Source organism: Halobacillus trueperi (assembly GCF_003386945.1).
In the GTDB taxonomy this organism is placed as follows: Bacteria; Bacillota; Bacilli; order Bacillales; family Halobacillaceae; genus Halobacillus; species Halobacillus aidingensis.
The window spans coordinates 70913-88180 of the sequence record NZ_QUAE01000005.1 but is presented as its reverse complement, the minus strand read 5'-3'; the positions used below and the strand labels follow the sequence as shown (position 1 = coordinate 88180).

Below are 17268 nucleotides of genomic sequence, written 5' to 3'. Positions count from 1 at the left end.
TTCTAAAAATCGAACATGGAAAAACCTTCATTCATTGACATTTCTTGTTTTTCCACAGGTTCATAAGTAATTTCTTCATCTTCGTTATTCCGAAGTTCAATAATATAATCAAAGTCATCCATTGTATATTCCGTTTCCTGAACGAAAATGTCTGGGTGTTCAATGACTTTCGTAGCAGGAAGTCTCATGATTTCACGTACAAGCTGCCAGTGCTTTTCATTCGCTCGTTTAGCAGACACAATCCCATCTATGATGTAAAGATTGTCTTCATTATACTCTTCATCGATCAGCTGGTTTCGTACCGTCTGTTTTAAAAGCGTACTTGATACAAATAGCCACCTCTTGTTTGCACATACACTCGCTGCTACGACAGACTCTGTTTTTCCTACTCGTGGCATCCCGCGGATTCCAATCAGTTTATGCCCATCCTTCATAAAAAGTTCGGCCATAAAATCGACAAGTAATCCCAAGTCCTCCCGATTGAAACGGAAAGTTTTACGATCATCCACATCACTATGTATATATCGTCCATGCCTTACTGCCAAACGATCTCTTAATTTAGGACGGCGCAGTTTGGTCACTTTTATTGTATCCATTGTATTTAAAATCGATCTCAACCGAGTGATTTGTTCTTCATCTTTACATAAAAGCAGCATTCCCCGGTGTGAATTTTCCACACCATTGATGGTGACGATGTTAATCGCCATCATCCCGAGCAGTGAGGAGATGTCCCCAAGCAATCCTGGGCGGTTATATTGGATTTCATATTCTAAGTACCATTCTTTTTTTTCCATAATACAACTCCTCTGAAAAATTGTCGTTATTTGTCAAAGTCGAGTGATTTATGGAATTTTTCACTCTCTATCTATCATAAAGGATTTTATCTAAATAGGAAAGGTTCGATCCTACATAAACATACAAAAATTGAAAAAGCTTGGTTTTATCAGAAAAAAATCCGCACAGACGTCTGTGCGGATTGATGACGAGGTTAAGCTTGTGTTCCTTCGTTTTGAACCATCTTCACCATCATATTGGCAATGGCGTGTTGCTCTTTTTCATCTGCTACATTCCAAAGATCACGCAAGACAGCTTCCTGCTCGTTCTTCGCATCAACGGAGTTTGCTAAATAACCACCAATTTCATAAGCAAGCTCAGAAACCGCTTGTTCTTGCATTCCTTGACCTTTCGCCTGATGTAAGCGATCACCCAAGAAATCTTTCCAAGAATCGAAATTATCGAGAACAGACATGATGTAACCTCCTCTGAATTTTTTCATGCTTAGTATGAGAAGGAAACACCGATTTTATGCAACAGAATTAAGACCAACCACCATCGACTTGAATCACTTGTCCCGTTATATAGCTTGATTTGTCACTCAACAAAAAGTCGGCCATGTGTGCGACTTCCTCAGGCGTCCCAGACCGCCCAAGAGGAATATCGTCCTCAAGGAAGTCCAGTTCTTCCTGAACCAGATGGGCGTTCATCTTTGTCGCAATTAAGCCAGGGGCAATACAGTTGACTCTTATTCCACTTGGAGCAACTTCTTTCGCAAGCCCCTTGACAAAGCTGTTCTGTGCACCTTTCACAGAGCTGTACACAACCTCCATACTCGCACCCTCAAGTCCGAAAATAGAACTGATTACAAGAATATTGCCTCTTTTCTTTCGGATCATATAGGGAAGCACCTTCTTGGTGATCATCCACAAAGATTTGACGTGTACCAAATACAGTTCGTCTAGCTCATTCTCTTTCATATCCTGGAATAAACCGCTATACATATGCCCGCCAGCAAAGATCACAGCATCCCATTCTTCATTGATTTGACCTAAAAATGAATGGATGCCATCCAACGTGGAAAGATCCGCTTGATATACTCCAGCCCTTTGCGAATCAGGAATCTCTTTACTCATTTCTTGAATCATCTGCTCACTTTGGTTGTAATGCAGGCCAACAGAAAACCCTTGATCGACAACACGTTGAACGATTGCCTGACCAATTCCTCCGCTGGCCCCTATGATCAAGCACTTTTTATGCATTGGCTTGTGGTTTGACTTGGAAGACGGTGATCGCGTCTTCTTTCAACCAGTGTTGCAAGTATTCTTCCGCATCATCCGCGGTCAAGGATTCAATGATTGGCAGCACTTCAAATAAGTCTGTACCGAGCGTGTGGTAATGGGTGAATTGATTGGCGATAAACTCCAAGGAGTTCATCGCTCTCATAAATTGACCGATTTTCTTCCTCTTCATCCTTGTGAAGTCTTCATCAGATATACGTTGTTCCTTTAACTCATGTAACATTTCCTTAATCCGTGAAGCCATTTCGTCCGGCTTTCTAGAATCTCCGCCAAGAATGGTGAAGCCAAACTGGCGATCAAGTTCTGTTTCAAACTGGAAACTGTCATCGATGAGATCGTTTTTGTAAAGCTCCTCATAGAAAACACCGCTTCTTGAGAAATAATAATCGAGAATCATCCCTGATAGAAGCTCTCCACGAACTAATTCTTCGCCAGTTAACCCTTCGACGTTTTCCTTGACCCCGACCATCGCCTTCGCTGTTGTGACGGGCATCGTGATCGAATGTTCTTTTTTAGCTGCTGTAGCTGGTTCTTCAGGATAGGAACGGTTAATTTCAGGTGCATCAGGGAATTCTTTTTTCGCTTGATTGTCCCTGATCATTGTCATCATGGACTCAGGATCGATATTTCCAGCAACGAATAAGACCATGTTCGAAGGGTGATAAAACGTCTCGTAACAGGTGTAAAGGTCATCTTTCGTAATCTTTTGTATGCTGTCAACTGTCCCGGCGATGTCCACCTTCACAGGATGGTCGTGGTATAAACTTTGGATCGTTCCAAAAAAGGAACGCCAATCAGGCTGATCATCGTACATGCGGATTTCCTGAGCGATGATTCCCTTTTCTTTTTCCACAGACTCCTCTGAGAAATAAGGGTCCTGTACGAAATCAAGCAGTGTCTGTACATTTTTATCAATTTGACTGGTTGCAGAAAACAGATAAGCCGTTTTCGTAAAGGATGTAAAGGCATTCGCTGATGCGCCGAGTCTTGTAAAATCCTGGAACACATCACGATCTTCTTTTTCAAACAGTTTATGTTCAAGAAAGTGTGCAATACCTTCTGGTACCGTCACTTTCTCACTTTTCCCGATCGGTGTGAACGTTTGATCAATCGATCCATAATTGGTTGTAAAGATACCAAATGTCTTGGCCATTTCAGGTTTTGAAAGTAAAAACACTTTCAACCCATTATCCAATGTTTCCTGATAAACCGTTTCGTTCAGCTGAGTATAAACCAGTTCTTCCATTAAGATTCCCCTCCTTCTTTACTCGTCAAAAAGTAAATCGTGTCCAGTTCAATCTTTTTGGCCATTTGGACGACTTGTTCTTTCGTAACTTTTCGAATATTATCGATTAACTCATTCGCAGGCATTTCAGCACCTGATAACATCTGATGATAAAGAACTTCGATCATCCCGTTCGCATTGTCCATCGTTTCTTGAAGTTGATGAATGACCTGTTCTTTCGTCTCTTCAACTTGATCCTCTGTAAAGTCCCCGTTCTTCATTGCGTCCATCTGCTCCAATATGATCGATTTCGCTTGATCAAAATCTTTAGGATCTACGCCACTGAAAACTAGCAGAAGGCCTTTATGACTCTCAAACCTTGAAGCAGCATAATAAGCTAAGCTGTGTTTCTCACGTACGTTCATAAACAGCTTGGAACTTGGGAACCCTCCGAATATGCCGTTGAAGATCTGCAAGGCATAGTAATCATCGTCACCGAACTTCGTATAAGTTCGGTAGCCAAGGTGAAGTTTGCCTTGGTTCACTTCTTCCCTTTCGATAACTTCCCTTGCTTCCTTAACTTCTTTCGTGACAGATACTTGGTCGTCATCGGCATTAGTACTTCCTTTTCTAGAGAAATACTGATCTGTAAGCTTTTCAATCGCTTTTTGATCCATATCACCAATTACATACACATCAAGCATGTCTTTTGCGATCATGTCTTTATAATAAGCGTAGAGCTTTTCAGATGTAATCGTTTCGAGGTCTTCTAAGTATCCATGCACATGCAAAGCGTATGGTTCGTCTTTGCACATATGATCCATGAGCCTCATATTGGCATAACTCATTTTGTCATCTTTGATGCTGGTGATTTTTTGCTCAAGGGTCTGTTTTTCACGATCGACGATTGAGGAATCAAATCCTTCCCCTTCCGTCTTCGGATCAAACAAGACTTCATTAAACAATTGGACCGCTTCCTCGAGAATCGGTTCCTGATCATTCAAGTACGCTTCATTGACGACTTCCATACGGAAGCTGATGACATGGTTCTCCCCCTTTTTGGAGCCGTCGCTTGAAAGAGCGGTTCCGTAAAGGTTTTCAAACGCAGATTGGAGTGATCGCACATTCGGGTGATTGTTCGTCGCTTTTTGCAGGACATGTGGTAAAAGCGCACGTTCAGTGATTCCTTCTCTTTTCAAAGGGGCTTTGAATTTTGCAACAATTGTAATGGTTTTGTATTTTTTGCTTGGTAAAATATGTAGACGATACCCTTCTTTTTCGAGTAGCGTTTCTTCAGTTATTTTCATATTCATCCTCCTTGTCAGTCTCTTCTATTATAGACCTACATGTCCATATTCATCCATTCTAACTAAGTCTTATGCTAAGGTATATGTGTGAAAAAGTAAAAAAATTAAGTCCGGCACCTACGTACCGGACTTGAAAGCTTTTATCGATTTCCTTTTACATAAGCTTCTCCCAATGACTTTGGTGCTTCCGCTCTTCCGATAAACCCTGCCAGAGCAAGGATCGTCAGTACATAAGGAGCGATGAGCATGAAGACAGAAGGGACATTTTCCAAAAGGGCAATATCTGATGAAACAATACTTAAACTCTGAGCAAATCCGAAGAAAATAGCTGCGCCGAGCGCTCCAAGCGGGTGCCATTTCCCGAAGATGACCGCAGCAAGCGCAATAAACCCTTGCCCCACGATTGTACCATGAGAAAAGTTATGGGTTACTGTCAAGGCGTACACAGCGCCACCAAGACCACCGAAGGCACCAGAAAGCATAACTCCGATGTATCTCATCTTGTAGACATTGATTCCGTTTGTATCTGCAGCCATAGGATGTTCACCTACAGAGCGAAGACGAAGTCCAAATGGTGTTTTAAAAATAATGAACCACACAATGAATGCCATGGCAATAGCTAAGTAAGAAGTCCAGTACCACCCGGTGAAAAACATGTCCCCTAGAATAGGGATTTTATTAAGTAGAGGGACATTTGAAGAATAGATCGGACTTTCAATGAAATCCGTCTGTCCTTTGTCATACCATTGCTTGGTAAGGAATAACCCAATTCCTAAAGCCAGGAAGTTTATAGCCACCCCACTCACGACTTGATCCGCCCGGAAAGTAATCGAGGCAACGGCATGGACAAGTGCAAAAATAGCGGATACGATCATCGCAATGATTAGGGATACGACAGGAGTCGCGGCGCCGAAAACACTATGGAAAGTCAAGTTGGAAACGATCGCTACGAAAGCTCCCATAATCATTAAGCCTTCGAGACCAATGTTGATGACTCCGGATCTCTCACTGAACACTCCCCCTAAAGCGGTAAAAATAAGAGGGGTTGCGAATACAACAGATGCGCCGAGTATACGGCTGATCAGTTCAATAATCTCCATTTATTTCCCCTCCTTTTTAAACCGAAGAATGACCCAGCGGATCATGTAGCTTGAAGCTACGAAGAATATGATTAAAGCAATAATGATTTCTACAAGCTCTGTCGGGACACCTGCAGCTGTCGGCATATTCAATGCACCGATTTTCAGGACTCCGAAGAGGAAGGCGGCGAGAATGACACCAAATGCCGTATTCGCACCAAGTAAGGCGACGGCGATCCCGTCGAAACCAATGTTTGTAAAACCTGCTTTAATGGACATGAATCCGAACGTACCTAGTCCTTCCATAGCCCCGGCAAGTCCTGCGAATGCACCGGAAATGACCATTGCAAGTACAATATTTTTACTAACGTTCATACCTGCATATTTTGAAGCATGCTGGTTGAAGCCTACAGATCTTAATTCAAACCCGGTCGTTGTCCGGTTGATAATGAACCACATGACAAACGCCATAAGAATGGCGACAATAAAACCATAGTGGATCCTTGAATAAAATGTCATTTCTGCAAGCCAGTTGGATTGTAAAGATGCTGTTTCTGCTACTTTATCTGTTCTGTCAGCCCCGTCACTCAATAGATTCCGAACGATGGAGTTACTCAAATATAAAGCAATGTAGTTCATCATGATGGTAACAATAACTTCATGAACACCCAGTTTCGCTTTTAGAAGACCAGGGATAAAACCCCAGAATGCTCCAGCAACAGCTGCAGCCAAAATCGCTAGCGGCAAGTGGACAATCATGGGAAGATCGAAAGAAATCCCAATCCAGACCGAAGCGATCCATCCCATGAACACCTGACCTTCAACACCAATGTTCAACAGACCTGATCTTAACGCAAATGCGACCGCAAGCCCTGAGAGGATGTAAGGCGTCACTTGCCTGATCGTCTCTCCGAAAAAGTATGCATCGCCAAAGGCTCCATTCCATAGTGCAGCAAAACCGGCAATCGGATTATAACCGAAGATCAGCATGATGATAGCACCAGAAATCAGGCCGAGCAAAACAGAAATAATAGGTACTAATATATTGAATAGTCGATTTGAAAACATTATTGCTCACCTGCTTTCTCTGTTGAATTACCAGCCATGAGCAACCCGAGCTTCTGCTCATTCGTTTCTTCTGGTTGGACATCAGCAATGATCTGTCCATCAAACATGACGGCAATCCGATCACTCAAGTTCATGATTTCATCTAGTTCAAATGATAGAAGAAGAACGGCGCGACCTTTGTCTCTCTCTTCAATTAATTTTTTATGGATAAATTCAATAGCTCCTACATCCAGGCCACGTGTGGGTTGTGCTGCAATAATCAAGTCCGGGGACCTGTCCACTTCACGGCCGATGATCGCTTTTTGCTGGTTCCCGCCCGAAAGCGTTCTCGCCGGCGTATATACATCCGGCGTGCGGACATCATACTCGGCAATCAAATCTTTTGCTTTTTGATAAATGTTCTTAAAGTTCATGACGCCCTTTTTCGAATAAGGTTTCTGGTGATAACTTTGCAGTACCATATTTTCACCAATGGGAAAATCGAGTACAAGACCGAATTTATGACGATCCTGTGGGATGTGAGAAACACCGGATTGTGTTACTTTACGAGGCGTTAAATTGGTAATTTCCTTATCATGAAGGCGGATGGTTCCAGAGTCACTTCTTCTTAATCCTGTGATCGCTTCAATTAACTCGGATTGGCCATTGCCATCAACACCAGCAATTCCTACAATCTCTCCTGCACGGACTTCCAAGTTTAATCCTTTGACCATTTCGACACCGCGGACATCTTTCACGCGTAAATCCGTGATAGAGAGGTAAGCTTCTTTTGGATCTGCCTTTGTCTTCTCAGTCGAAAAGCTGACATCACGACCTACCATCAAAGAAGCAAGCTCTGTTGGGTTGGTTTCAGAGACATTGACAGTCCCGATTCCCTGCCCTTTTCGTATAACGGTGCACCGATCACAGACCTCCATAATTTCCTTCAACTTATGGGTGATCAGGATGATTGATTTCCCTTCTTTCACAAGGCTATGCATAATATCAATCAACTCTTTGATTTCCTGAGGAGTAAGAACCGCTGTGGGTTCGTCAAAAATTAAAATTTCCGCTCCTCTATAAAGCGTTTTCAATATCTCGACACGCTGTTGCATCCCTACGGATATATCACGGATTTTCGCTTTTGGATCTACATTTAGACCGTATTTCTCCGAAAGCTCTCTCACCTGTTCTTCCGCATGTTTTAAGTTCACCGTTCCTGCTTTCTTCGGTTCGCTGCCTAGAACAATATTTTCAGTGACTGTAAACGTGTCCACGAGCATAAAGTGCTGGTGAACCATCCCGATGCCTTGTGCGTTCGCTACATTGGGATCTGTGATGTTGACTTTCTCTCCACGCACTCTGATTTCTCCTCTTTCCGGCTGATAGAGGCCGAACAGTACGTTCATCAGTGTAGATTTACCTGCTCCATTTTCCCCAAGAAGAGCATGGATTTCACCTTTTTTCACTTGCAAATTAATATTGTCATTCGCTACAATACCCGGGAATTCTTTTCTAATGTTCAACATTTCAATTACATAGTCCATTCGTCTCTCTCCCTCCCCCGTTCACCTTAAAAAATCACCAAAGGAAAAGGGCCGGAACAATCTTTTCATTTGGTGATTTTCTTTTACAGAAGAAAAGGCCGGCTCACACCAGCCCTTTCTGACAGTTGTTACATGGAATCTAAGAATGTTTGAAGATCTTCACGTGTACTTGGCACTTCAACTTCGCCGTTGACGATTTTCTCTTTCCACTCTTCAACAGCAGAAACGATTTCTTCTGTCATCGCTTCCTCGTTCGTGCGAGCGATGCTGATCGCATCATCAGCAAGACCAAACTCAAGAACTTCCCCTCCAGGGAATTCTCCGTTCATTGCTTGATTTGCTACTTCTTGAACAGCTATGTCTACACGTTTAACCATAGAAGTTAGGGTGACGTTGGAGTCACCGATCTGACCTTCTTCGTGTTGGTCACGGTCGACACCAATGACCCATACCTCTTCATCAGGATTACTGTTCTTTATGTCTTTCGCCTGAGCGAATACACCGTTACCTGTACCACCAGAAGCATGGTAAATGACATCGATATCTTTGGAATACATGTTGGATGCAATCGCTTGTCCCTTTTGAGAATCGTTGAAGCTTTCTGCATACTCTACTTCTACTTCGATCTCAGAGTTCACAGATTTAACACCAGCGACAAATCCTGCTTCGAACTTGTTGATCAAGCTTCCATCAACACCACCGATGAAACCGATTTTATCCGTGTTCGTCTTGTTTGCAGCAGCTACACCTGCAAGGAAAGAACCTTGGTGCTCTTTAAACATGATGCTTACTACGTTATCTCCTTCTTGAACGGCGTCAACAAGGGCGAAGTTCGTATCCGGATATTGCTCAGCAACTTCTGCGATGGCCGGTTGAAGAAGGTACCCGATCCCATAAATCAAATTATAATCCTGACGTACAAGACGGTTCAGGTTTGTTGCGTAATCGGCATCACTCTCAGATTGAGCGTAATCGATTCCCTCACCTTTGCTCATTCCATTTTCTTCACCAAAAGCCTGTAAGCCTTCCCAAGCGGATTGGTTGAAAGACTTATCATCAACCCCGCCCACATCGGTAACCATGGCTACAGAGAAATCGCTGTTTTCTTCTTCAGAAGATTCCTCACTGCCAGAATCATCACTGCTGCTTCCACTCGTTTCTTCCTCTCCTCCAGAAGAACCACAAGCAGCTAAAAACACACCAAAAGTTAATAGAAATACTAGAACCATAAGAAAACGACTTTTCAACAAAAAAATTACCCCCTAATTTTTTTAGTATGACGTTAATCAAAATCCAGCAGATTTCAAGAATCTATAACCAGCCTCACCTCCCTAAAATGAATCCGCCACACTATTGTAAGCCCTTACACTCTTTTTCTTAAGACATGGAAGCTGAACTTGTCAGCCCGGAAGTAATTGGAGGAAAGCAGCATCGGAACATCATCCTGGGAGTAATGCATTTGTCTCAAAAGTAAGAGAGCCTGGTCAGGTTCACAATTCAAAATCGGAGAAATTCTCTCATGAAATCCGATCGGTTCAATATGAGTTACCGCATAGCCAATCGTTTTCCCTGTATATCGTTCTAAAACATTAAATAAAGAATCCGCTTCTCTAATCTGATCGATCGGGAGTAAGCCTTCTGGGATTTTATCTGTACAATAAACCACTGGCTGGTCGTCGGCTGTTCGTACACGTTCGACCTTTGCAATGCTATGTACCTCCAGTGGAGAGAATCGTTTTCGATCTTCTTCTGTAGGTTCGATAAGCTCCGCAGATAGATACTGAGACCCAGGGGTCATTCCTGATTTCGCAATCATCCCTGTGACACTGTCTAATTCCTCGATCCCTGATGTGAACAAGGGTTTTGGATTAACAAAAGTACCCACTCCATGCCTTCGGGTAACCACACCTTCTTCTTCTAGTATTCTCAATGCTTCCCTAAGCGTCGCCCTGGAAACCCCAAGGGATTTGGAAAGCTGGAATTCGGATGGTAGTTTTTGCTTTTCTAAAAAGATACCGTTTTCAATATCGCGTTTAATCTGCTCGATCACCTGTAAATAAAGATGTCGAGTATCTTGTCTGATGGACATCACTTTCACCCCAAGTCTATTGAACTATCTGTCTAGAGATCTGACCTCTGACGTTCGACACATCACATTTTGACAATAATATAACACTATTCGATAAATAAATAAATAGAATTAGGACATTTTTATGAATTTTGACTCATTTCCATGGAAACGTTTGATAGATTTCGATAAGCACTCCATCCATGCAAAATTTCTAAATTTATTCCAGAAAAGCTCCCTTTTCTTAAAGACTCAGTTTCGAGACTTTTGTTGAGTGGATGGGGGCTGCGGGTAATAGTTCGCTTTCCGCGGGAGCGCGGTGAGCGCATATCGCGAACCCTTAAGGGAAGCCTTGCCTAGTTGAAATAATGAATGACCATTTCTGGCCATGGATACGGGGTCAGGGAAACGACGATTTGCGGTGTTTTGGATCAGTCAGTAGAAAAACACACACGTTCGTTTCTCCATTCGCTTTTCATGCGGACGTTTCCCAGACCCTATTCCCACGCCTTATTTGTGCAGGATCTTTGGTTAAAACAACTCTATAACGGCGCGGGTGAGCAGGTCTTCCTTACAGAACTCGGCAGGTTACTGTTAGAGGGTTTCGAGAACCTCATATGGCAAAGGGACGGAGGGAAACGGTGAGACTCCTGTGGGAAGTGCGTGGTAGATGAGACCCCGCAAAGCGTTAGCTCGAGGAGGCTCATCACTCTCCCACGGAAAGCGAACCTTTTCCCGGAGCCCCTAAGGTCCCACAAAAGTCTCGAAACTGAATCTTCAACAATCCTGCCATTTTGTTTAATAAGTAAATATGTAAGCTTGATCATGCCTTATCAGAAAAAAGGATCCACCTGAATAGGTTGGATCCTTTTTGGATTTATGAAGTATGTTGTTCTTCGGCTTGCTGTGAAACAAGGACAGCACGTGGTTTACTACCTTCATAAGGCCCGACGATGCCATTGTCTTCCATGGCATCGATCAAGCGGGCTGCTCTCGTATACCCGACGCGAAAACGTCTTTGAATCATAGAAACACTGGCACTTTGCATTTCGATGACCATTTGGACTGCTTCAGGATAAAGGTCATCATCCACTTCCTGCTTCACTTCACTTTCCTCTTCAGGAATCATCTCTTCTTGGTACTGTGCTTTTTGCTGCTCTACACAGAAGTTGACGATCCTTTCCACTTCCTCATCGGATAAGAAAGCGCCTTGCACCCTTGTCGGCTTGTTGGATCCGACTGGCGTAAACAGCATGTCCCCTCTTCCCAGGAGCTTTTCTGCTCCTCCAGAGTCCAAGATCGTTCTCGAATCAGTCTGAGAAGATACACTGAAAGCAATTCTTGAAGGAATGTTTGCCTTGATCACACCTGTGATGACATCCACAGAAGGACGCTGGGTGGCGATAATTAAGTGGATGCCGGCTGCGCGGGCCATTTGCGCAAGACGGGTAATGGCATCTTCCACTTCGTTTGAAGCAACCATCATTAAGTCTGCAAGTTCATCTACAAGGACAACGATGTAAGGAAGCTGAGGCTGTTCGTCTTCATTTTCCTGATTATGTTTTTTAATATATTCATTGTAGCTTTCTATATTTCTTGTTCCTGTATCTGAAAAGAGGTCGTATCTTCGTTCCATTTCGGATACTACTTTCTTCAATGCACGTGAAGCTTTCTTAGGATCTGTGACAACCGGAGCTAAAAGATGTGGAATTCCATTATAGACATTCAATTCAACCTTTTTCGGATCGATCATCATCATTTTCACTTCATGAGGCTTTGCTCTCATCAAAATACTCGTAATGATCCCGTTAATACAAACACTTTTACCACTTCCGGTAGCACCTGCGACAAGCAAGTGAGGCATTTTATTCAATTCTGACATGACTGCCTCACCTGAGATGTCTCTTCCTAAGGCAAAGCTTAACTTGGCTTCCGGTTTTGATTTGCCCGTTTCTAATACTTCACGTAAAGAAACCATAGAGACTTCTTGGTTTGGTACTTCGATTCCGACCGCTGATTTGCCTGGTATCGGGGCTTCAATCCGGATATCTTTTGCTGCTAAGGCTAAGGCAAGATCATCATTCAAGTTTACGATTTTGCTGACCTTCACCCCTACGTCAGGGTACACTTCATACTTCGTTACCGACGGACCAACATGGACTTTAGTCACTTTCGCTTTCACACCAAAACTTTGGAAAGTCTTTTCAAGCTTTCTAACAGTTGCCTGGATGTGAGAACGCCCCTGACTTTGCGGGGTTGATGTAGGTTCATCCAACAATTCCAGGCTTGGTAACTGGTAATCCATATTTTCGAGTTCAGCTGTTGGCATCGACTTTTCAATATTTACCTCGTCAACATCCTGCTGTTCTTCCGTGCCACCTTCTGCCGGCTTATTCGTTTTCTCAGAAGCATAAGCGGTATCGGTAAAGTCTTGTATGATCGGCTCTTGGTCCTGCTCTTCTTCCTGATCATTAGACGTATCATTCAATTCATAAACCACTGTATCTTCTTCCTGCTCTTCCAATGCCTGCTTTTTCTTCTCTGCTTTTTGCTCTTTCTGATCCTTCATCTTTTGCACTTGTTCTGTGCTCATCTCTTTCACTTTACGCCCAAGCTTAGCAAAGAGCTCACCTATTGATTTCTCACTGACGAAGATGACACCGATAATAAATAGGAAAAAAGATAATATAGCTGCTCCAGCTTTTGCAAAAAGGTAATAGCTGATGGAAAGAAGGATGGCACCCGTTAATCCTCCGCCAATGCTGTAAAATGGAAGTTCTCCTCTCATCATTCCGGTGATTCTGTCCCAAGTCATGGCAAAAATCGAACCTTCGCCAGTTCCAAGCTCAGCAGAAAGTGTTTCAAGGTGTGTGAACAAGAGTAAAGCCGTAACTATGGTGTACACGCCCAACAGACGTTTATGTAAAAAAGTAGGCCATTTTCTTTTTACCATCAAATACACACCAACAATTAAAAAGAACAGGGAGGCGATAAAGTACCAAACACCAAATAAGAACTGCCAGAACCTCTCCAAACCTCCTGGAACCGCTCCATCACTAATAGCAGAAGCCCCGCTCCCAATGACAGCAATGAAGAGGAAGAACAGCCCTAAAAGTTCAAATTTCAAATGGCTTTTCATATTCGATTGCTTTTTCTTCTTTTTTCTTTTCCTAGCCATGGTCTTTCCTCCCCCATATGTAAAACTTAACGAGAAAAATGCCGATGGTTCCTTCAATATTCATGAAGAAATACAGCACCGGCATCCAGTCACTCATTTATTCTATTATACCATAGCCATCTACAATGTTACGAGTCCAACCATTGTCCTGGTTGAAGATCTGGATCCATGTAATGTGATGGGTCTGTCGATAGGACTTGCATGATCTGTTTTTTACCATCTTCCGATTTGCGGCACATTAACGGACAATTGTTATGCTCATGATACACGACAGACATTTCTTCTTCCATTGGAAAAATGTCATGTTCACTTAAAGGAGTGTATAGTATGGTCATTGAACCACCTGCTGATCAGAACCTTTTGTCTGCTCAATAAGTTCATTCAATTTAGACATCGCTTCTTTCACTCCGCCTACAGCATCAATAAGACCATGATCCACCGCCTGCTGACCGACCACATTTGTACCAATATCACGAGTTAAATTCCCCTTATCAAACATGAGCTCCTTGAATTTTTCTTCTGCAACATTGGAATGCCTCGTTACAAAGCTGATGACACGGTCCTGCATTTTATCCATGTACTCAAACGTTTGAGGGACACCGATGACAAGACCGGTCATACGAATCGGGTGAATCGTCATCGTCGCCGTTTCGACGATAAACGAATAGTCCGCAGAGACAGCAATCGGAACACCAATGGAGTGTCCACCTCCTAACACGATGGATACCGTCGGTTTTGATAGGGAAGAAATCATTTCAGAGATGGCAAGTCCAGCCTCAACGTCTCCTCCAACTGTATTTAACAGGACAACCAAGCCTTCAATTTTAGGGTTCTGTTCGATCGCAATTAGTTGAGGGATCAAGTGCTCATACTTCGTTGTCTTATTTTGTGATGGCAACTGAACATGCCCTTCCACCTGCCCGATGATCGGCAGCACATGGATATTGGAATCAGCCGGCTGAGGGACATTGCTTTGTCCGAGCTGCTGAATCTTGTCAACGAGAGAGGATTGCGATTTGGATTGATCTTTTTCTTTGGAATCGTCTTTCATGGATCGATCTCCTTTCGCTCTTTTCCCGTAGTATGACTCAAACCATGTGAAACATACTAAAACATGACGCTCATGTTTACATTCTTCACAATTCCCTCATTAAAATTGTTTTAAAGTATATGCTCAGTTTCGAGATGTTTCTGGGTTCGTTCTACGCGCTGAGTGTCAGGGGTGGTCGGGAAGCTACTCGCTTTCCTGTGGGGGAGCGCCGAGCTTCCTCGGGCTACCGCCCTGCGGGATCTCGCCTATCTCCTTCTCCCACGGCGCCTTTCGGAGTTCATTCCCCTCCAATTACCATGTGTATAAAAGCAGCTTATTCCGAAAGTGGTTTCTAGATAGTTATATGGCAAAGGGGCGGAGGGAAATGGCGAGACTCCTGCGGGAAAAAAGTGCATGGTGAGACCCCACAGGACGCAGTCCGAGGAGGCTCACCGCGCTCCCTCGGAAAGCAAGCTATTACCCGTAGCCCCCATCCACTCAACAAAAATCTCGAAACTGCGTCTTCAATAAAAGGGAGCTTATCTTTAATAAGACAATACAAAAACCAGGGTGACCCACCCTGGTTTAAGTAAGTTGTTGCAAGCAGTTTGCAACGGCTGCTTCTTCGTTTTTTGTTAAGGGAACCAATGGGAGTCTTACACCACCGGTTTCAAGACCCTGGATTTTCAAAGCTGCTTTTACAGGAGCTGGGGAAGGAGCGCTGAACATTCCATTGAACACTGGTAACAACTTTCTATGGAGATCTCCTGCTTCTCTCCATTTACCTTCTTCAAAGAGAGAGAGCATCGTTTGCATCTGATTTCCTATGACATGCGAGGAAACCGATATAATGCCGTTTGCACCGACAGCGTAAGCTGGAAGGGTCAAATGATCATCTCCACTGTAAATGGAAAAGTGTTCATCAGTGAGTGCCCGAACTTTGGCCATTCCTTCTAGATCTCCGGTCGCTTCTTTTAAAGATACAATGTTTTCGATCTTGGAAAGTTCCATGATAGTTTCTGGTTGGATTCGTACGACCGATCTTCCCGGAACATTATAAATCATCACAGGAAGTTTCACGGATCCTGCAATGGTTTTGAAATGTTGATAGAGACCGTCTTGATTCGGTTTATTGTAGTATGGGGCGACGAGCATGATGGCATCTACACCTGTGGCTTCAGCTCTTTTGGATAATTTTATCGAGGATTCTGTACTATTGCTTCCTGTTCCTGCGATGACTGGTACACGCCCAGCGACTGTTTTCACGACATGACTCCATAAGCTTACTTTTTCATCCGCTGTCAACGTGGGAGATTCCCCCGTCGTTCCAGCAATGACAAGTCCGTCAGTTCCATTCTTTAATAAATATTCCACCAGCTCGGTCGTTTTATTGAAATCGATCTCACCATGCCGATCGAACGGTGTCACCATGGCTGTCAAAACCTTTCCGAAATTCATGTCAGTTTTTCCCCTTTCTTAGGTGCTTTACTCAATCGGAAAGTTTTATGGAGAGCGTTGACCGCTTCTATAAGATCATCTTCTTTAACCAGTACCCAGATCGTCGTATGGGAATCAGCGGATTGGAGAATCTGAATTCCCCGATCAGTCAATGTTTGAACGATTTGTGCTGTTACCCCAGGAATGCCTGTAATACCAGCCCCGACTGTGGAAACTTTTGCACAGCCTTCTCTCACTTCTGGTTCATAACCGAGTTCTTCAAGAATTTGGATGGCTTTGTCAGTAAAGATATGGTTAATGGTGTAAAGGACACCGCTAGGAGATATATTGATGAAGTCTACGGAAATATTGGCGGAAGCCATGGATTTGAATACATCGGATTGTAGTTTGGAAGGGTCTTCTTTCGATTGAACTTTGATTTGTGTGAGGCCATCCATATGAGCGATCCCAGTTACGGTGCGTTCTGATATGTCTCTTCCTGTTCGATCTTCTTTTGTTCCCGTCACAAGCGTCCCAGGAAGATCAGAGTATGTGGAGCGTACACGGATGGGAACCTTCGCATACATAGCAATTTCTACAGCCCTTGGATGGATGACTTTTGCTCCTTGGTAGGCCAAGTTGCATATCTCATTGTAGGTAATGGTGTTGAGAGGTCTCGCTTCTTGAACCAGTCTTGGATCGGCGGTCATGATGCCTTCTACATCTGTGAAAATATCGATAAAATCTGAATGCAATGCCGCTCCTAAAGCAGCAGCCGTAGTATCACTGCCTCCACGGCCAATCGTTGTGGCTTCTCCGTGAATGGTTTGACCTTGGAATCCTGCAACGACAACGACTTCATGTTTCTTCAGTTCTTCTAAGATCCTGCCAGGGTTTACTTGAGTAATTTTAGCTTTTGTAAAATCCCCATTTGTCATAATCCCTGCTTGGGCTCCTGTTAACGAGACGGCGTTTACACCAGCCTGATTCAACTCATGAGCAAAAACAATAGAAGAAATCGTCTCTCCGCATGACATCATCAAATCCTGCTCTCTTGGCGAAACGTTTGTTTTAGGGAAGTCAATTAACCCGAGCAATGTATCTGTGGCATATGGACTTCCTTTTCTCCCCATAGCTGAAACGGTAACAACGACTTTAAATCCTTCTTTCAAGCCGTTTTTCACATGGTGGATGGCCCGAGACCGACTCTCCTGGTCCCGGACGGACGTTCCACCGAACTTTTGCACAAGTAGCTTCATTTGGCCACCTCAACTC

General features: G+C 43.5%; 16 protein-coding genes. 1 reads left to right on the top strand and 15 read right to left on the bottom strand.

The genetic code is table 11. The annotated features are described in order from the left end of the window. Positions 1 to 2 precede the first annotated feature (2 nt). The 10 genes from DYE48_RS08365 to DYE48_RS08320 all read right to left on the bottom strand — a co-directional run bounded on the left by DYE48_RS08365 (position 3) and on the right by DYE48_RS08320 (position 10369). The gene (locus DYE48_RS08365; RefSeq protein ID WP_089652351.1) at positions 3 to 794 is read right to left on the bottom strand and encodes a DUF3388 domain-containing protein; all 792 of its coding nucleotides are present in this window, start codon (positions 792 to 794) and stop codon (positions 3 to 5) included. 194 nt (positions 795 to 988) lie between these two features. After that, positions 989 to 1249 (bottom strand): DUF3243 domain-containing protein, encoded by a 261-nt coding sequence (locus DYE48_RS08360; protein WP_115823230.1) that lies wholly within the window; start codon positions 1247 to 1249, stop codon positions 989 to 991. Positions 1250 to 1316: 67 nt separating this feature from the next. Next, positions 1317 to 2036: an elongation factor P 5-aminopentanone reductase gene (gene ymfI, locus DYE48_RS08355; protein ID WP_115823229.1), complete on the bottom strand. Its 720-nt coding sequence runs from the start codon at positions 2034 to 2036 to the stop codon at positions 1317 to 1319. Then, positions 2029 to 3321 (bottom strand): EF-P 5-aminopentanol modification-associated protein YfmH, encoded by a 1293-nt coding sequence (gene yfmH, locus DYE48_RS08350; RefSeq protein WP_115823228.1) that lies wholly within the window; start codon positions 3319 to 3321, stop codon positions 2029 to 2031. Before yfmH ends, ymfI begins: the two co-directional genes overlap by 8 nt. Continuing rightward, positions 3321 to 4607 carry an EF-P 5-aminopentanol modification-associated protein YfmF gene (gene yfmF, locus DYE48_RS08345; protein WP_115823227.1) on the bottom strand — a complete coding sequence of 429 codons (1287 nt, stop codon included), beginning with the start codon at positions 4605 to 4607 and terminating at the stop codon, positions 3321 to 3323. The genes yfmH and yfmF overlap by 1 nt, the downstream gene beginning before the upstream one ends. A 140-nt stretch (positions 4608 to 4747) precedes the next feature. After that, on the bottom strand, positions 4748 to 5707 hold the full coding sequence (locus DYE48_RS08340) for an ABC transporter permease (protein ID WP_208639644.1): 960 nt from the start codon (positions 5705 to 5707) through the stop codon (positions 4748 to 4750). Further along, complete coding sequence (locus DYE48_RS08335; protein WP_115823226.1) at positions 5708 to 6754, bottom strand: ABC transporter permease; 1047 nt, start codon at positions 6752 to 6754, stop codon at positions 5708 to 5710. It abuts the gene before it with no gap. After that, positions 6754 to 8280, bottom strand: a complete 1527-nt coding sequence (locus DYE48_RS08330; protein ID WP_115823225.1) for an ABC transporter ATP-binding protein — start codon at positions 8278 to 8280, stop codon at positions 6754 to 6756. Before DYE48_RS08330 ends, DYE48_RS08335 begins: the two co-directional genes overlap by 1 nt. Before the next feature lie 128 nt (positions 8281 to 8408). After that, on the bottom strand, positions 8409 to 9530 hold the full coding sequence (locus tag DYE48_RS08325) for a BMP family lipoprotein (protein ID WP_279629294.1): 1122 nt from the start codon (positions 9528 to 9530) through the stop codon (positions 8409 to 8411). Positions 9531 to 9643: 113 nt separating this feature from the next. Then, positions 9644 to 10369 (bottom strand): GntR family transcriptional regulator, encoded by a 726-nt coding sequence (locus DYE48_RS08320; protein ID WP_089652357.1) that lies wholly within the window; start codon positions 10367 to 10369, stop codon positions 9644 to 9646. A 351-nt stretch (positions 10370 to 10720) separates the two neighbouring features. Between DYE48_RS08320 and DYE48_RS21630 the strand changes: the two genes are divergently transcribed. Beyond that, positions 10721 to 10993, top strand: a complete 273-nt coding sequence (locus DYE48_RS21630; RefSeq protein WP_482793341.1) for a hypothetical protein — start codon at positions 10721 to 10723, stop codon at positions 10991 to 10993. 232 nt (positions 10994 to 11225) lie between these two features. Here the strand turns inward: DYE48_RS21630 and DYE48_RS08315 are convergent, their stop codons facing one another. The 5 genes from DYE48_RS08315 to dapG form a co-directional block, all read right to left on the bottom strand. After that, the gene (locus tag DYE48_RS08315; protein WP_115823224.1) at positions 11226 to 13526 is read right to left on the bottom strand and encodes a DNA translocase FtsK; all 2301 of its coding nucleotides are present in this window, start codon (positions 13524 to 13526) and stop codon (positions 11226 to 11228) included. A gap of 128 nt (positions 13527 to 13654) precedes the next feature. Further along, complete coding sequence (locus DYE48_RS08310) at positions 13655 to 13861, bottom strand: YlzJ-like family protein (protein WP_089652360.1); 207 nt, start codon at positions 13859 to 13861, stop codon at positions 13655 to 13657. Then, positions 13858 to 14577 (bottom strand): ClpP family protease, encoded by a 720-nt coding sequence (locus tag DYE48_RS08305; RefSeq protein WP_115823223.1) that lies wholly within the window; start codon positions 14575 to 14577, stop codon positions 13858 to 13860. Before DYE48_RS08305 ends, DYE48_RS08310 begins: the two co-directional genes overlap by 4 nt. A 564-nt stretch (positions 14578 to 15141) precedes the next feature. Further along, positions 15142 to 16014 (bottom strand): 4-hydroxy-tetrahydrodipicolinate synthase, encoded by an 873-nt coding sequence (gene dapA, locus DYE48_RS08295; RefSeq protein WP_115823221.1) that lies wholly within the window; start codon positions 16012 to 16014, stop codon positions 15142 to 15144. Further along, positions 16011 to 17252 (bottom strand): aspartate kinase, encoded by a 1242-nt coding sequence (gene dapG, locus DYE48_RS08290; protein ID WP_115823220.1) that lies wholly within the window; start codon positions 17250 to 17252, stop codon positions 16011 to 16013. Before dapG ends, dapA begins: the two co-directional genes overlap by 4 nt. Positions 17253 to 17268 lie beyond the last annotated feature (16 nt).

What these genes read in the sequence shown, in the direction of transcription:
- dapG (WP_115823220.1), bottom strand. Translation starts at nt 17,252, where the DNA reads ATGAAGCTACTTGTGCAAAAGTTCGGTGGAACGTCCGTCCGGGACCAG.
- DYE48_RS08340 (WP_208639644.1), bottom strand. Translation starts at nt 5,707, where the DNA reads ATGGAGATTATTGAACTGATCAGCCGTATACTCGGCGCATCTGTTGTA.
- DYE48_RS08330 (WP_115823225.1), bottom strand. Translation starts at nt 8,280, where the DNA reads ATGGACTATGTAATTGAAATGTTGAACATTAGAAAAGAATTCCCGGGT.
- DYE48_RS08335 (WP_115823226.1), bottom strand. Translation starts at nt 6,754, where the DNA reads ATGTTTTCAAATCGACTATTCAATATATTAGTACCTATTATTTCTGTT.
- ymfI (WP_115823229.1), bottom strand. Translation starts at nt 2,036, where the DNA reads ATGCATAAAAAGTGCTTGATCATAGGGGCCAGCGGAGGAATTGGTCAG.
- DYE48_RS08305 (WP_115823223.1), bottom strand. Translation starts at nt 14,577, where the DNA reads ATGAAAGACGATTCCAAAGAAAAAGATCAATCCAAATCGCAATCCTCT.
- DYE48_RS08320 (WP_089652357.1), bottom strand. Translation starts at nt 10,369, where the DNA reads ATGTCCATCAGACAAGATACTCGACATCTTTATTTACAGGTGATCGAG.
- DYE48_RS08365 (WP_089652351.1), bottom strand. Translation starts at nt 794, where the DNA reads ATGGAAAAAAAAGAATGGTACTTAGAATATGAAATCCAATATAACCGC.
- DYE48_RS08315 (WP_115823224.1), bottom strand. Translation starts at nt 13,526, where the DNA reads ATGGCTAGGAAAAGAAAAAAGAAGAAAAAGCAATCGAATATGAAAAGC.
- DYE48_RS08360 (WP_115823230.1), bottom strand. Translation starts at nt 1,249, where the DNA reads ATGTCTGTTCTCGATAATTTCGATTCTTGGAAAGATTTCTTGGGTGAT.
- DYE48_RS08310 (WP_089652360.1), bottom strand. Translation starts at nt 13,861, where the DNA reads ATGACCATACTATACACTCCTTTAAGTGAACATGACATTTTTCCAATG.
- yfmH (WP_115823228.1), bottom strand. Translation starts at nt 3,321, where the DNA reads ATGGAAGAACTGGTTTATACTCAGCTGAACGAAACGGTTTATCAGGAA.
- yfmF (WP_115823227.1), bottom strand. Translation starts at nt 4,607, where the DNA reads ATGAAAATAACTGAAGAAACGCTACTCGAAAAAGAAGGGTATCGTCTA.
- dapA (WP_115823221.1), bottom strand. Translation starts at nt 16,014, where the DNA reads ATGAATTTCGGAAAGGTTTTGACAGCCATGGTGACACCGTTCGATCGG.
- DYE48_RS21630 (WP_482793341.1), top strand. Translation starts at nt 10,721, where the DNA reads ATGACCATTTCTGGCCATGGATACGGGGTCAGGGAAACGACGATTTGC.